The organism is Streptomyces sp. NBC_00341 (assembly GCF_041435055.1).
Classification (GTDB): Bacteria; Actinomycetota; Actinomycetes; order Streptomycetales; family Streptomycetaceae; genus Streptomyces.
Genome location: NZ_CP108002.1, coordinates 3,328,661 through 3,344,033 on the forward strand (window position 1 = coordinate 3,328,661; position 15,373 = coordinate 3,344,033).

General features: G+C 72.5%; 11 protein-coding genes. 5 read left to right on the plus strand and 6 right to left on the minus strand.

Annotated features, from left to right (window positions below):
- The first annotated feature begins 265 nt into the window (after positions 1–265).
- Entirely contained in the window at positions 266–694 is a 429-nt protein-coding gene (locus tag OG892_RS14860) for a metallopeptidase family protein (RefSeq protein WP_073738556.1), read from the plus strand.
- Between the two features lie 42 nt (positions 695–736).
- Here OG892_RS14860 and OG892_RS14865 read toward each other — a convergent pair whose 3' ends face one another.
- The 3 genes from OG892_RS14865 to OG892_RS14875 all read right to left on the minus strand — a co-directional run bounded on the left by OG892_RS14865 (position 737) and on the right by OG892_RS14875 (position 6,925).
- Positions 737–2,305, minus strand: coding sequence for a DUF5719 family protein (locus OG892_RS14865; protein ID WP_371629398.1), 1,569 nt, complete (start codon positions 2,303–2,305; stop codon positions 737–739).
- Positions 2,302–6,279: a glycosyltransferase gene (locus OG892_RS14870; protein ID WP_371629399.1), complete on the minus strand. Its 3,978-nt coding sequence runs from the start codon at positions 6,277–6,279 to the stop codon at positions 2,302–2,304. The genes OG892_RS14865 and OG892_RS14870 overlap by 4 nt, the downstream gene beginning before the upstream one ends.
- Positions 6,280–6,661: 382 nt before the next feature.
- The gene (locus OG892_RS14875; RefSeq protein WP_024494319.1) at positions 6,662–6,925 is read right to left on the minus strand and encodes a WhiB family transcriptional regulator; all 264 of its coding nucleotides are present in this window, start codon (positions 6,923–6,925) and stop codon (positions 6,662–6,664) included.
- A 723-nt stretch (positions 6,926–7,648) separates the two neighbouring features.
- On the opposite strand from OG892_RS14875, the gene OG892_RS14880 reads away from it, so the two are divergent.
- From OG892_RS14880 to OG892_RS14890, 3 genes are all read left to right on the plus strand, one after another.
- Complete coding sequence (locus tag OG892_RS14880) at positions 7,649–8,146, plus strand: cysteine dioxygenase family protein (RefSeq protein WP_073738553.1); 498 nt, start codon at positions 7,649–7,651, stop codon at positions 8,144–8,146.
- Between the two features lie 65 nt (positions 8,147–8,211).
- On the plus strand, positions 8,212–9,168 hold the full coding sequence (gene cofD, locus OG892_RS14885; protein WP_073738552.1) for a 2-phospho-L-lactate transferase: 957 nt from the start codon (positions 8,212–8,214) through the stop codon (positions 9,166–9,168).
- Positions 9,165–10,481, plus strand: coding sequence for a coenzyme F420-0:L-glutamate ligase (locus tag OG892_RS14890; RefSeq protein WP_371629400.1), 1,317 nt, complete (start codon positions 9,165–9,167; stop codon positions 10,479–10,481). The genes cofD and OG892_RS14890 overlap by 4 nt, the downstream gene beginning before the upstream one ends.
- Positions 10,482–10,642: 161 nt before the next feature.
- Here OG892_RS14890 and OG892_RS14895 read toward each other — a convergent pair whose 3' ends face one another.
- From OG892_RS14895 to OG892_RS14905, 3 genes are all read right to left on the minus strand, one after another.
- The gene (locus OG892_RS14895) at positions 10,643–11,623 is read right to left on the minus strand and encodes a DNA-3-methyladenine glycosylase (protein ID WP_371629401.1); all 981 of its coding nucleotides are present in this window, start codon (positions 11,621–11,623) and stop codon (positions 10,643–10,645) included.
- A gap of 89 nt (positions 11,624–11,712) precedes the next feature.
- The gene (locus OG892_RS14900) at positions 11,713–12,804 is read right to left on the minus strand and encodes an NDP-sugar synthase (protein ID WP_073738549.1); all 1,092 of its coding nucleotides are present in this window, start codon (positions 12,802–12,804) and stop codon (positions 11,713–11,715) included.
- Positions 12,805–12,952: 148 nt separating this feature from the next.
- Positions 12,953–14,290 (minus strand): peptidoglycan recognition protein, encoded by a 1,338-nt coding sequence (locus tag OG892_RS14905; protein WP_371629402.1) that lies wholly within the window; start codon positions 14,288–14,290, stop codon positions 12,953–12,955.
- A 138-nt stretch (positions 14,291–14,428) separates the two neighbouring features.
- On the opposite strand from OG892_RS14905, the gene OG892_RS14910 reads away from it, so the two are divergent.
- Positions 14,429–15,178 carry a TIGR03089 family protein gene (locus OG892_RS14910; RefSeq protein ID WP_371629403.1) on the plus strand — a complete coding sequence of 250 codons (750 nt, stop codon included), beginning with the start codon at positions 14,429–14,431 and terminating at the stop codon, positions 15,176–15,178.
- Positions 15,179–15,373 lie beyond the last annotated feature (195 nt).

The following is a 15,373-nucleotide window of genomic DNA, read 5'->3' on the forward strand; positions in this document are numbered from 1 at the left end:
CACCGTGTCGCCCTGTGACCCCCGGTACGGCCACCCCCGGGACGACTCTCCTGACCTGCGCGGCAGCGGAAGGGCACAGGTCGTGACGGCAACGATTCCGGTCGCCGCTCACCGCGAAAGCGGTCATAGGACAAGAGGAGGACGGTCACGGGCGGGGCCGGAATCGGGCTCCCCCGTGGCCGGATTGTTCAAGAGCGGACAGGCCGGTTTCGTCCCCGCGCAGCCGCCGTCCACCCGCCGCGCGGAGCGTTACGCTGCGTCGGTGATGGACAGTCCCGTACCGCCCCACCCGTCCGAGCCGCGACCGCGACGCCGAGACCGACACGGCCGAGGCATGCGCGGGCCCGTCGCACCGCCCCAGGTGCCGCTCTCGGCCAGCCGGGCGGACAGCTTCCGTGACCTCGTCCAGGACTCCGTGGAACGGCTGGAACGGCGCTGGCCGCAGCTGGCCGAGGTCGACTTCGTCGTCCTCGACGTGCCGAGCACCGGGGAGGAGACCGTTCCGCTGGGGAACGCGCTGTCCGCCGAGAAGGGGCGGCCGGCGCAGATCGTCATCTACCGGCGCCCCGTCGAGATCCGTACCAAGAACCGTGACGAGCGCTCACTGCTGGTGCACGAGGTCGTGGTCGAGCAGGTCGCGGAGCTGCTCGGACTCGCCCCGGAGTCGGTCGACCCGCGCTACGGGCAGGAGTAGCGGGCCGGGGGACTGATTCGTCTCCCCCGGCGCCCTCCGCGTTCAGTCGTCCAGGACCGACAGGTCCTGTTCGGCCACCGGTACCTCGACCGTTCCGCCGTCGTCCGGCAGGGTCTGCACCGTGAACATCGGGATGCCGTCCTGCGGGAGTGCGAGCGTACGGGCCGCGTGGACCGGGCCGCCCGACTGCGTCTGAACCGTCAGCGCGTACGTGCCCTTGAGGCCGGACGGGACCGGCGGGGTGACCGCGAGCGTCGTGCCCGCGGCGACCTTGTACGTCTTGCTGACCGGGGTGCCCGCCTTGCTGCCCGCGGACGCCGTGACCTTCACGGTGCCGGCGGCGCCCGGTGCGGTGAGCGAGAGCGTCGAGCCCTTCGACCGGTTGTCGGCGGCGGTCGCCTGCGCGCCCACCGGTCCGGTCGCCGGGATGTAACCGACCTCCTGCTTGTCGCCCTTGCCCCGGACCACCCGCAGGGCGGCCACCACGGGAGTGGCCCTGTCCTTCTGGGTGGGCGTCAGCAGCAGGGATCCCGCCTCGCCCCGAGTGAGGTTCTTCAGGTCGACCCCGGCCGTCATCCGCGACTTGACGTGGAGGTCCTCGTTGCCCACCGGGGCGAACGGCCCGGTCTTGCCGAGCAACCGCACGGTGAGGTCCGCGTCGTCCTCGCCGGGGGCGAAGGCCACCAGCCGGACCGAGGTCGCGTCCGCCGGGATGCCGGGCAGCACCAGGGTGCCGGCCGGGGCGGCGGAGGCGGTGAGCCAGTCGCTGCCGGTCTTGCTGTCCGCCGTCCTGACGACCGCGCCGACCCGCCCGGTGCGGGTGGTGACGTGGACGGTCACATCCTCGGCCGCCTTGCTGGTCAGCGTCGAGATCAGGACCCGGACGCCGGATCCGGCGGGGACCGTGATGCCCTCGCCGACATCGGACTTGAGCGTGCCGTCCGGTCCGTACAGCTCGATGTCGGCCACCGCGGCGGTGTCGTCCGGGTTGGTGAGGTTGACGTAGTCCTCGCGGGTCTTCGCGGTGCTCGCGGCCGGGAACCAGAAGTCGGTGTCGGGTGCCGTGCAGCTGACCCCGAGCACGCCCCGTCCGTCGCCGGCCTCGACGGTGGTGGTCTGCTGGGCGCTCCAGCCGGGCGCGAGGCGGCCGGTGGCGGTGCCGACGAGAGCGGGGGCGTCCGAACCGGACACGTCGGCGGTGACCGGCTTGCCGGGCTCCTTCAGGGCAACGACAGGCTTGTCCGAACCGGCCGCCTTGTCCTTGGACTTGTCCTTGCTCTTGTCCTCGGACTTGGACTTGGACTTGTCATCGGACTTGGACTTGTCCTTCTCCTTGTCGTCCTTCTTCGTGTCGGCCGCGGGTGACTTCAGTTCGGCCGTACCGGCTTCGCCTTCGCCGTTCGCGGGCGGGGTGAAGGACGTGTACGCCGTCTCCGCGAGATCCGAGAGGCCGGGCGCCGGGCAGAGCAGGCTGGACCGCTCCACGGGCAGCCGGGAGGACGCCCCGGCCTCCGTCGCACCGTCGTCCCCGGGCACGGTGAGCGCGGTGAATCCGGTGACTGCGGCGAGGGCGACGGCCCCCGCGATGAGGGACAGGCTGGTGGACTTCACTCGGACTCGCCTCGCGATGCGTTACCGGTCGGCCACGGGTTCTGGCCCGGGGCGGGGTTCTCGTCGGGATTCTGGTTCTGATCCCGGTTCTGGTTCTGGTTCTGGTCGTGGCCCTGTGGGTCGTACGGCTGCTGGTCCCCGTACTGGCCCGTGCCGTACTGGGCGTTGGGGTCGTACGGGGTATTGGGGTCGTACGGGGCGTTGCCGTACTGCTCACCCGTGCCGTACTGGGCGTTGGGGTCGTACTGCGGGTTGGCCGGGTCGTACGGGGCGTTGGTGTACTGCCCCTGGCCGTACGACGTGTAGTCGCCCTGCTGCTGCGGATAGCCGTACTGGTCGTACGCGCCGGGGGCGTTCTGCTGCTGCCCGGCTCCGTACTGGCCGTCCTGGTACTGGCCCTCTTGGTACTGGCCCTCCTGGTACTGCGGGTAGTCGGCGCCCTGGTACTGCTGGGCGTCCCATTCCCCGTACTGCTGCTGCGGCACCGCCGGGTACTGGCCCGTGTCGCCGTCCGCCTGCTGCGGCACGGCCGCGTACTCACCGGTTTCGCCGTCCGCCTGCTGCGGCACGAAGACGTCCTGGCCGTCGGCGGAGTGCGGCTGCGGTTGCGGTTGCGGTTGCGGTTGCGGTTCTGCGGCCGGTTGCTGGGGCGGGGCGTACTCCGCCCGCTCCCCCGCGTCGCCGTCCTCGTCGCCGTCCTCGCCCTCCGCCTGGGCGGCCGCGCGGAGCCTGCGGGCCCGGCGGCCCTCGCCCGCGACCGGCTCCGCGGGGACCGGCACGGTCTCCTCCGGCAGGTCGTCGTCGATCTCCCGGCGGCGGCCCGGAAGGGCCAGGACCAGCAGGACCACGCCGAGCGCGGCCTGGGCCCAGATCCACGCGGAGTGCGTGATCGACGCCTCGTACGTGAGGTTCAGCGAGCCGCCCTCGGTGGGGAGCTCGAAGCCCTGGGCCCAGCCGTCGACGGTCTTGCGGGTCAGCGGCCGGCCGTCGAGCGTGGCCTGCCAGCCGGGGTCCGCGGCATCGGCGATCCGCAGCACCCGGCCCGCGCCGCCCGCCGGGATCTCGGTGTGCGCCTCGACCGGGCTGGAGCCGACCGGCAGCGGCTCGGCACCGGCGGCGGACGGGACGATCATGATCCGGGCGACCTGCCGGTCGACGCGCCAGAGCGCGCTGCCGTCCAGCTGGCTGAGCCGGCTGAGACCGGGCGTCGCGTCGAGCACCCGGCTCATCTGCTTCGGCGCCCCGTCCCGCACGAGGACGTACCGGATCGCGAAGCCGCTGAGCTGGCTGCCCTGGTCGGCGCCGGAGCCCGCGACCAGGTTGGCGACGACCTTGTCGAGGTGGCTGTTGCCACCGCCCGCCGCCGCGAGTTCGGCGTCACCGAGTCGGGCGCCGGAGCCGCGGACCAGGGTGTACGCGACTGAGGAGGGCGATGTGCCGTCGAGGACCAGGGTGCGCGGCTGGTCCCGGGTGCCGCTCTCCTCCGCGACGAACGCGGGCACCTGCACCGGGTCGCGCCGCTCCAGCGGGCCCGCGGCGCCGCCGATCATCCAGCCGGCGGCGGCCAGCACGGGGGCGATGCCCGCGGCGAGCGCGATCAGGACGGCGACCGGCTGGCGCCAGCCGAAGCTGAGTTCCGCGACGCGGATGCGCGCACCGTCCGCGCCGACCAGCGCGGCGGCGATGAGCGCTGCGCCGTAGACGAGGGTGGCCGGTCCCGCCCAGCCGGAGCCGTTGGCGAGCCCGGCGAAGGCCAGGCCGACCAGGGCCACGGCCCAGGCGGTCCGTACCGCGAACTGCCGCTCCCCGCGCAGCAGCGCGGCCAGCGCCGCGAGGACGATGCCGAGCAGCAGGACGCCGCCCGCCGCCTTGGGCCCGCCGGGGCTGATGCCGAGCAGGTCGAGGGCGGAGGCCGATCCCGTACCGGCCTCCAGGCCCGCTTCGTTCAGGAAGGACGAGGGGCTGGTCAGCAGCGAGAGCGACCAGGGCGCCAGGACGAGCAGCGGGGTGCCGACGGCGGCGAGGAAGCGGAGCCCGTAGGCCGTGATGTCGTTGCGGCGCAGCGCGAGGACACCGACGCCGAGAACCACGGCGAGCGGCCACACGATGGGGGTGAACGCCATCGTGAGAGTGAGGAGCAGGGTGTACGCCCAGGTGGCACGCCAGCTGCCCCGGCTGTCACCGCTGCCGCGCATCCCGTGCGCCGATACGGCCGCGCGGGCGATCAGGGGCAGCAGGACGAGCAGGACGGCGGTGCCGAGCCTGCCGGTCGCCAGGGCTCCGGTCGCGGCGGGCAGGAAGGCATACGCGACGCTCGCCCAGGCCCGCAGCAGCCGCGAGGGGATCAGCGGGCGGGAGACGAAGTACGCGGTGAGTCCGGCGAGCGGGACCGAGCAGACCAGCAGCAGGGTGAGCGCGAATCCGGTGGAGCCGAGGAACAGCGCGGACAGCGCGGAGATCATGGCCAGGTAGGGCGGTGCGGTCTGGGTGCCGCCGGTGCCGACGGTGTGCCAGGCGTCCGCGTACCGGCCCCACAGCTCGGAGACGTCGCCGGGTGCGGGCAGCAGGGTGCCGCCGGCCAGTGCGCCGCCGCCGATGAGGCTGCGGCAGGCGACGAGCGAGACCAGGAGCAGGACGGCGAAGAGCACCGGTCCCGGCTTGCGGCCGACCCGCTTCAACTTGGCGAACTGGTCGATCTCCAGGAAGTCCGCGTCGTCGCCGCCGGGTCCGGACTCCACGGCGCCGTGCCGCGAGCCGCCGGACTCGGCCTCCGTGGAGCCGCCGAAGTTCCCGGCGACCTGTTCCACGGTGGCGCGGACGGTGGCGCCGGGTGCGGGGAAGAGCCCGCGCAGCTCCGCCGGGTCGATGACGCCCTTGCCGCGTTGGCGGCGGGCCGCGAGGATCCGGCCGGGCCGCAGCAGGGTGCCGAGGAGTCCGGCGACCTCGTCGAGCGCCTGTCCCGGCACCTTGCCGACGAGGTAGGCGAGCGTACGCAGCAGGGTGCCGAGCACCAGCCGGATCAGCGCCCAGAGCAACAGCTTGCCGCGGGCGTTGACGAGCATCGTGTAGACGGCGCCGGCCTTGTCGACGCGGTGCGGGCTGGAGACGGACCGCCCGGCGCAGTCGATGGGGCGCCGTTCACGGGCGGACGCCTCGGCGTGCCGCAGGACGGCGTCGGGGGCGACCAGCACCCGGTGTCCGGCCATGTGGGCGCGCCAGCACAGGTCGACGTCGTCGCGCATCAGGGGGAGCCTGCGGTCGAAACCGCCGAGCTCCTCCCACACGTCACGGCGGATGAGCATGCCGGCGCTGGAGACGGACAGCACGGTACGGACCTGGTCGTGCTGGCCCTGGTCCTGCTCGCGCCGGTCGAGACCGGTCCAGCGGCGCCCGCTGTTGGCGATGGAGACGCCGACTTCGAGGAGCTGCCTGCGGTCGTACCAGCCGCGGAGCTTGGGGCCGACGATCGCCGCGTGCGGGTCGTTGTCGACGACGCGCAGCATCTCGGCGAGTGCGTCGGGCTCGGGCGCGCAGTCGTCGTGGAGCAGCCAGAGCCACTGCACCGGTTCGCCGTGCGGCAGTTCGGGCAGGTCGTAATTGTCGTCACGCCAGGACCGGGTGACCGGGTCCCAGCCGCTGGGGCGCTTCAGGTACGGCAGGTCGTCCGGGGTGAGTACACCGGCGGTGCGGCTCGCCTCGTCGACTGCGGTGCCGAAGCTCGTACGTCGCGCGAGGTGCAGGACGCGGTCGGCGCCGAGCGCCTCTGTGACCAGCCGCGCGGAGTCGTCGGCGCTGCCGGTGTCGGCGGCGACGACGCTCTGTACGGGGCGTTCCTGCCCGAGCAGCCCGGCGAGTACGTCGGGCAGCCAGCGTGCGCCGTCGTGGGCGACGAGCACGGCGGTGACGACATGCCGGGGGAACTCTGGGGCGGCGGCGGCCGCGTACGGCGCCGTCGAATGGCTGTGCACGGACATCGAGGTACGGGCCCTCCGGCCGGGTCCGGGGGAATGTACCCCCCGGGGGCTGCATCGGTGTACACGCGCGCCCTGTCGGGTCGTTGGCGCGTCTCGGACGGGGCCCCACACTAACGGTACGGATAACCGGGGTGGCGCGGAGCGGTTGAACGAGAGCGACGGTACGGGGCCGGGGGCGGTGCGCCGGGCACGGCGATGGCCCGCCGCCTGCGGGCAGGGTGCAGGCGGCGGGCCATGGGCGGGCCGGGGCGGGTGGCGGGGCCGGGAGCGGTCCGCTCCCCGGAGTCCGGCGTCTTCCGGCCAGGCCCAGGGTCTTCGGTCAGGCGCTTCGGGCCACGCGCTTCGGGCAGCGTCTTCGGAGCGGGCGCCTCGGATCTCGGCCTTAGATCGCGGCCTTCTTCAGACGTCGTCGCTCGCGCTCGGAGAGGCCGCCCCAGATGCCGAACCGCTCGTCCTTGGAGAGCGCGTACTCAAGGCATTCGGACCGGACTTCACAGGCGAGGCAGACCTTCTTCGCCTCGCGGGTGGATCCGCCCTTCTCAGGAAAAAAGGACTCAGGGTCGGTCTGGGCGCACAGTGCGCGCTCCTGCCAGCCGAGTTCCTCGTCCGCGTCCTCGACCAGCAGTTGCTGGAACAGCTCGGTCATGTGCGCCCCTCGTCTGTCTCTTGCGTCCCCGTGATGCGGCCGTTATCGAATCGGCCGAACGACACGAGTGAAATTACAAGTGTGTAGCTTCGTGCCAGTCAAGCGCAGATCTGCTATTGGGCCCGGTATTCACTCTGCGGCACCAAGCCTATGCGGTAAGTGTTCAAATAGCCAAAAACCTGACATATGCCATGGGCCTCTCGCACACCCATCGCGCGATCACCCGTCACAGGGAGGAACTCCCTGGAGGGCGGGCACGTTGCGATTCGATCACCGAAGGGATCAAGATCACAGTCGGATCACGGACTCGCGACCACGTTTACGGCCACCCCTGCTGCGCCATGTCTCCGCCGCGAGCGCTGCACAAACCTTTCTCCGCTCGGAGCAACCGGATGAGGTGAAACATTAGCCTCAAATCGGGCATTGGGTTGACAGCCCGGAGGTTCTCCGGCTCTCCTTGATGTCATGCCAGTGACCTCAGCGATGCGCGTCACCCACACCCGTGGGTTCCGTAGCGCTGTCCAGGCTCGCTGTTGCTGTTCCAGCTGTCTCAGCTGTTGAAGCCCTCGCGCTCCAGCCCGACACAGCTCATCCCGGACCCCCGGACCCTTCCCTGCGGCCTTCACGGCCCGTGGTCACCCGGTCCCCACGGTCCCCGCGACACCCCTGCACCCCCACCGGACCCGCACTCCCGTGCACTCCTGCCGAGGAACCACCGCACCCATGAACAGCGACAGCGACCTCCAGATCGCCGGCGACCTCCTTGAGGTCCAGCACCTCCTGCGCCCCGCCCGTGAGCACCCCGCCACGGTGGCGGAGTTCGCCGGGCTCGCCCGCTCCATCGCCGATGACCGCTCCCGCTGGGCCCCGCTCGTCCAGTACGACGCCACCACCCGCTGGTACCACCGGCTGCTCAGCCGCCCCGGGTACGACGTCTGGCTGCTCAGCTGGATTCCGGGCCAGGGCAGCGGGCTGCACGACCACGGCCCGTCCTCCGGCGTACTGACCGTGCTGGACGGCGAGCTGACGGAGCGTACGGACCGGGGGAAGCGGACGCTGGGCTCCGGCGCCCAGCGCGTCTTCGCCCCCGGCTACGCCCACGAGGTGGTCAACGACTCCCTCGAACCCGCCGTCAGCCTGCACATCTACTACCCGGGCCTGACCGACATGCCCATGCACGCCTCGCAGTGCGCCGCGACGACGGTCACCGCCACTGTCTGAACAGTCCCGCCCGTCGCCCGCCACCACCCCGACAACGATCAGGCTTCGCCTGACAGACTGTTTCCATGCGCATTGTGGTTCTGGCCGGCGGTATCGGTGGTGCTCGTTTTCTGCGTGGCCTCAAGGAGGCCGCGCCCGACGCGGACATCACGGTGATCGGCAACACCGGTGACGACATCCATCTGTTCGGGCTCAAGGTCTGCCCCGACCTCGACACGGTCATGTACACCCTCGGCGGTGGCATCAACGAGGACCAGGGCTGGGGCCGTACCGACGAGAGTTTCCACGTCAAGGAGGAACTCGCGGCCTACGGCGTGGGCCCCGAGTGGTTCGGCCTCGGCGACCGCGACTTCGCGACCCACATCGTCCGCACCCAGATGCTCGGCGCGGGCTATCCGCTGAGCGCCGTCACGGAGGCGCTCTGTGCGCGCTGGAAACCGGGCGTCCGGCTGCTGCCGATGTCCGACGACCGGATCGAGACCCATGTGGCGGTCGACGCCGACGGCGAGAGCAAGGCCATTCACTTCCAGGAGTACTGGGTGAAGCTGCGCGCCTCCGTCCCGGCCCGGGCGATCGTGCCCGTCGGTGCCGAGCAGTCCAAGCCGGCGCCGGGCGTCCTGGAGGCGATCGCCTCGGCCGACGTCATCCTCTTCCCGCCGTCGAACCCCGTCGTGTCCATCGGAACCATCCTCGCCGTGCCCGGTATCCGGGAGGCCATCGCCGAGGCCGGAGTGCCGGTCGTCGGCCTCTCCCCCATCGTCGGTGACGCACCGGTGCGCGGGATGGCCGACAAGGTGCTCGCCGCGGTGGGCGTCGAGTCGACGGCCGCGGCGGTCGCCCAGCACTACGGCTCCGGGCTGCTCGACGGCTGGCTCGTCGACACCGTGGACGCGGGCACGGTCGACGAGGTGGAGTCCGCGGGCATCCGCTGCCGTTCCGTCCCGCTGATGATGACCGATGTCGCCGCCACCGCCGAGATGGCCCGGCAGGCGCTCGTCCTGGCGGAAGAGGTACGGGCATGAGCACGGCTTCGGACGCCGCACCCTCCTACCGGGTGTGGGCGCTGCCCGGGATGCCCGAGGTGCGGGCCGGTGACGATCTCGCGAAGCTGATCGCCGCCACCGGGCCCGGCCTCCTCGACGGTGACGTCCTGCTCGTCACCTCGAAGATCGTCTCCAAGGCGGAGGGCCGGATCGTCGAGGCCACCGACCGGGAGGCGGCGATCGACTCCGAGACGGTACGGGTGGTGGCGCGGCGCGGCACCCTGCGGATCGTCGAGAACCGGCAGGGCCTGGTCATGGCCGCCGCCGGGGTCGACGCCTCCAACACCCCCGCCGGAACGGTCCTGCTGCTGCCCGAGGACGCCGACGCGTCGGCGCGGGCGATCCGGGACGGGCTCCGGGACACGCTCGGCGTCGAGGTCGGCGTCGTCGTCACGGACACCTTCGGGCGCCCGTGGCGCAGCGGGCTGACCGATGTCGCGATCGGCGCGGCCGGGGTGCGGGTGCTGGACGATCTGCGGGGCGGAACCGACGCGTACGGCAATCCGCTGAGCGCGACCGTGGTCGCCACCGCCGACGAGCTGGCCTCTGCCGGCGACCTGGTCAAGGGCAAGGCGAACGGGCTGCCCGTGGCGGTGGTGCGCGGGCTCGGCCACGTCGTGGACCCGGCGTCCGCCGAGGGTGCGCGGGCGATGGTGCGGGGCGCCGCCGACGACATGTTCCGGCTGGGCACGTCAGAGGCGGTACGGGAGGCGATGACCCAGCGGCGCACGGTGCGCGAGTTCACCGAAGACCCGGTGGACCCGGGCGCGGTGCGGCGGGCCGTGGCCGCGGCGGTGACGGCGCCCGCGCCGCATCACACGACGCCGTGGCGGTTCGTGCTGCTGGAGTCGCCCGAGTCGCGGACCCGGCTGCTGGACGCGATGCGGGACGCGTGGATCGCGGATCTGCGGCGGGACGGGAAGAGCGAGGAGTCGGTCGCCAAGCGGGTGCGGCGCGGCGAGGTGCTGCGCCGGGCGCCGTATCTGGTGGTCCCGTGCATGGTGATGGACGGCTCCCACACGTACGGGGACGAGCGGCGGGACACCGCGGAGCGCGAGATGTTCGTGGTCGCCGCCGGGGCCGGGATCCAGAACTTCCTGGTGGCGCTGGCGGGCGAGCGGCTGGGATCCGCGTGGGTGTCCTCGACGATGTTCTGCCGCGAGGTCGTGCGGGAGGTGCTGGCGTTGCCGTCGTCGTGGGATCCGATGGGGGCGGTGGCCGTGGGACGGCCGGTGGAGGCGGCGGCGCCGCGGGTGGGGCGCGATGCGGAGGCGTTTGTCGCGGTGCGGTGAGAGGCGGCGGGCCGGTGGGTGGTTTCGGGGCTCCGCCCCGGGCCCCGGTCCTCAATCGCCGGACGGGCTTGATTTTGCCGGACGGGATTGATTTGGCCGGCCGGGCTTGATCGGGCCGTAGGGGCCGGAAGCGGGCCGGCGGGCTCGGACGAAGACCCCGGCTACAGCCTGGCGATGTCGCCCCGGGTCATCCGGGGCGCGTGGCGGGGCGGGGTGTTGCCCGAGAGCATGATCAGGCGGGTGGCCCGGTGGCGCTGGCCCTCGTACGGGGACAGCAGGGTCAGCATCTCCTCGTCGTCGGCGTTCCGGTTGCCGGCCAGCGCGTGGCCGACGATGCCGGGCAGGTGGAGGTCCCCGACCGTCACCGCGTCCGGGTCGCCGTTGGAGCGCTGCAGGGTCTCGGCGGCCGTCCAGGGGCCGATGCCCGGGATCACCTGGAGGCGGGCCATCGCCTCGGTCAGCTCCATGGTGGCGGCCTCCTCCATACGGCGGGCCACCCGGACCGCGCGCAGGATCGTCGCGGAGCGCTTGCTGTCGACGCCCGCGCGGTGCCACTCCCAGGACGGGATCAGCGACCAGGTGCGGGCGTCCGGCATGACGTACAGGCCGTACTCCTGCGGGCCCGGCGCCGGCTCCCCGTACTTGCGGACCAGGAGGCGCCAGGCGCGGTAGGCCTCGTCCGTGGTGACCTTCTGCTCCAGCACCGACGGGATCAGGGACTCCATCACCAGGCCGGTGCGCAGGAGCCGCAGTCCCGGTCTCCGGTGATGGGTCACGGCGAGCAGCCGGTGGCGCGGGGCGAAGGCCTCCGGTTCGTCGGAGGCGCCCAGCAGCCTGGGCAGCTGGTCCAGCAGCCAGTCCGCGCCGGGCCCCCAGGCGGCTGCCTCGATCCGCCCTTCGCGGGCGACGACATGCAGAGTGCCGGGGCCCGCGGGGGTGCGGCTGGCGCGGCGGACGGAGCCGTCGGCGGACATCCGGAAGGTGGGGTCGGCGGGGCCCCGGCGCAGCGGGCCGAGGACGAGCCGCAGGTCGAACGGGCCCGGCGGGGTCCACTCGCGGGTCAGCGCCGCCGGTTCGGGCGTCGTCACCTGGCGCGGGACGGCCGCGTGCGGGCCGCTGCGGGGTGCGAATCGTCCTGCCACGGGTGAGGTCCTCGGTAGTCGGGGGTGCCTGTCGAGGGTACGGCTGATTCCGGCCATTCGGGGTGTGCTGCGAGGAGCGGCTCGCCCGGTCATTCGTCCGAGGAGAAGCGCACCGATGCGGCGGGCAGATGTGCCCCGCACCAGATCCGGACGCCGTCGAGCAGTTCGTTGTCGGCGCCGACCTTGGCCCCGTCCCCGACGACCGCGCCGGCCAGCACCGTACGGCTGCCGATCCTGGCGCCCGCGCCGACCAGGGAGTCCGTGATCACCGCGCCCGGTTCGACGACCGCGCCCGCCAGCACGGTGGAGCCCTCGATCCTGGCGCCCGCGCCGATGACGGCGTCGGCGCCGATGACCGTACCGCCGCCGAGTTTGGCGTCGGGGGCGACCGAGGCGGTCGGCAGCACGAGCCGGTCGCCGCAGCGGCCGGGGACGGCCGGGGACGGCGCGCGGCCCAGCACCAGGTCGGCGGAGCCGCGTATGAAGGCCTGCGGAGTGCCGAGATCCAGCCAGTACGTGGAGTCGACCATGCCCTGGAGATGGGCGCCGGAGGCGAGGAGTCCGGGGAAGGTCTCGCGCTCCACGGAGACCGGGCGGCCGGTCGGGATGGTGTCGATGACGGAGCGGCGGAAGATGTACGCGCCGGCGTTCACCTGGTCGGTGACGATCTCCTCCGGGGTCTGCGGCTTCTCCAGGAACGCGGTGACCCGGCCGGTGTCGTCCGTCGGTACGAGACCGAAGGCGCGCGGGTCCTCGACCCGGGTGAGGTGGAGCGAGACGTCCGCCCCGGAGTCGTCGTGCGAGGTGACGAGCGCCCGGATGTCGAGGCCGGTGAGGATGTCGCCGTTGAAGATGAGGACCGGTTCGTCCGGGCCGGAGGTGAGCCGTGCGGCGACGTTGCGGATGGCGCCGCCGGTGCCGAGCGGTTCGCGTTCGGTGACGTACTCGATGTGCAGGCCGAGCTCCGAGCCGTCGCCGAAGTACGGCTCGAAGACCTCGGCCAGGTAGGACGTCGCGAGGACGATGTGCTCGACTCCGGCGGCACGGGCACGCGCCAGCTGGTGCGTGAGGAAGGGGACGCCCGCCGCCGGAACCATGGGTTTCGGAGTGTGCACCGTGAGCGGGCGCAGTCGGGTTCCCTTGCCGCCGACCAGGAGGATCGCTTCTTTTGCCTCTGTCACAGCACTGTCTCTGCTTCCTGCTGGGGCCGGGCCTGGTAACGGACAACCGCTTCTTCGGCTGGCCAGTGTATGCAGACCGGAGGGGGTGTCCTCGGTCAGCAGCCCGCAGCAGGACCCGGGGCGGCCGGCGCCCTTCGGCTCCTTCCGGTCAGCGGCCCTGGAGCTTGGCCGAGCTGGTCCGGGTCGTGCCGAGCTTCTTGTAGAGACGCGCTCCGGGGCATTCGGTTGCGAAACCGTCCCGGTGGCCGGAGATGACGTTCAGTTTGACCTTCTTGCCCTTCTTGTACTTGTTGCTTCCGCCCGACACCAGGGTCACCTTGCCCTTCGGGTTGGCCTTGAAGAGGCCGAGCTTCCAGGCGGTGAGCTTGGCAACGGCGTTGACGGAGGCGGCGGGCGGGTTGGTGCCACTGAAGGTCCCGAGCACCACGACGCCCATGGTGTTGGTGTTGAAGCCCAGGGTGTGCGCGCCCATGACGGCCTTCGTCACGCCGCCGGCCCGGCCCTCGTAGATGTTTCCGCACTTGTCGACGGCGAAGTTGTAGCCGATGTCGCGCCAGCCGTTGCTCTTGACGTGGTAGCGGTAGATGCCGCGCAGCACCGAGGGCGCCTGGGAGCAGGTGTAGTTGTTGCCGGTGGCGCTGTGGTGGACGAAGGCCGCCTTGACGGTGCTGGTGTACGCGAAGGCCTTCTCGCGGATCTTCTCGTCGGCGCCCCAGCCCTTGCGGGTGATGATGCGCGGGCGGGGTCCGATGTACGGCTTGGCGCCCGGCGCGTAACCGGCGGCCGCGTCGGTCGCGGACCTGCTCAGGGCGGGGAGTGCGGTGGCGCCCCGGGCCGCGGCGCGGTCGGCGCCGGCCGCGCCGGTGGCGGGCGGCTCCTGCGGGTCCTTGCCGGGGTCGACGAGTTCGAGGTGCAGCCCGCCCGGCAGCGGTACGGGGGTGGCGGACGCGTCACGGGTGCCGGAGGTGTCCGGGGCCTCGGGGTCCACCCGGACCTCGACGCCGTCGGAGGCGCCGACCCAGAGCGGGGCGGTGGAGCCCCGGACGGCGCTCGACTCGCGTTCGGCGGTGCCGGGGTCGGCGGAGTGCTCTGCGTTGTGCGTCTCCAGGTCCTGCCAGCCGGACCAGCGGCCGGTGGAGGTGGAGCGGGTACGGACCTGGGCGGTGCCGTGGAGTTCGGTGTTCACGTCGTCCCAGACGACGCCGACCATGGAGAACGGGTGGACGTCGCGCTCGGTCAGCCCTTGTCCGGCGGCTGCCGAGGAGAGTTCACCGGGGGCCCGCGCGGAGGCGGTGGACAGGGGGGACAGGGCCAGCGACTGCGTCGAACCGGGCAGCGCGGCGGGTTCGGACGCCTCGGCGGGCAGGGAGCCCGCGGTGGCCGGGTGGGCGGGGGTGTCGGAAGCGGCGCCCGCGGGCGCGGCAAGCGGCAGCGCGAGGGCTGCCGCGCAGGTGACACCGATGGAGGATGCAATGAAGGCACGCATACAGATCATCCTGGGCATAAGCGAACAACTCCGGCGACCGGTGATTCTCCCGGCACTTGACGGCCCGTCTGCCGAACCGGTGTACGGGCCACCCGGGGCACCCGGCCCGGCCCGCCACCGCCACGTACCCTTGCGCGGATGAATGCCAGCGACCGCACCCCTGCCGACCTGCTGCGTTCCGCGCTCGCCGCGGACCCGGCCCGACCCATGGTCACTTTCTACGACGACGCCACCGGAGAACGCGTCGAACTGTCGGTGGCCACCTTCGCCAATTGGGTGGCCAAGACCGCCAACCTGCTCCAGGGCGACCTCGCCGCGGAGCCCGGTGACCGGCTCGCCCTGCTGCTCCCCGCGCACTGGCAGTCCGCGGTCTGGCTGCTCGCCTGCTCCTCGGTCGGCGTCGTCGCGGAGGTGGGGGGCGACCCGGCCGCCGCCGATCTGGTCGTCACCGGACCGGACACGCTGGAGGCCGCGCGGGCCTGCCGCGGTGAGCGGATCGCGCTGGCGCTGCGTCCGATGGGCGGCCGGTTCCCGCAGCCGCCGGAGGGCTTCGCGGACTACGCGGTCGAGGTGCCGGGCCAGGGCGACCGGTTCGCCCCGTTCGCGCCGGTGGACCCGGACGCGCCGGCGCTGACCGTGGGCGATGTCGCGCTCAGCTCGGCGGAGCTGGTCGCGCGGGCCCGCGCGGACGGTGCGGCGCTGGACCTGGACACCGGATCGCGGCTGCTCTCGGGGCGTTCGTACGACACCTGGGACGGCCTCAGCGCCGGGCTGTTCGCGCCGCTGGCGACCGGGGGTTCCGTGGTGCTGTGCCGGCACCTCGGGGAGCTGGGCGAGGACGGGCTGGCGCAGCGCGTCGAGAGCGAGCGGGTCACCCTGACCGTGTGACAGCGGGCGACGCGGCGGCGCTCCGGGCGAGGGCGGAGCGCCGCGGTACGACAAGCGGCCCGAGAACCACCCGTCCGGCCCATAGTGGGCCGAGCCCTCCGGGCGATTCGTCAACTCCGGTACATGATCTGCGGTACAGACCACTCAAGGCACAACCAAGCGTGAGGTTCAGCCGTCTACTTCTGCAACCGGCGG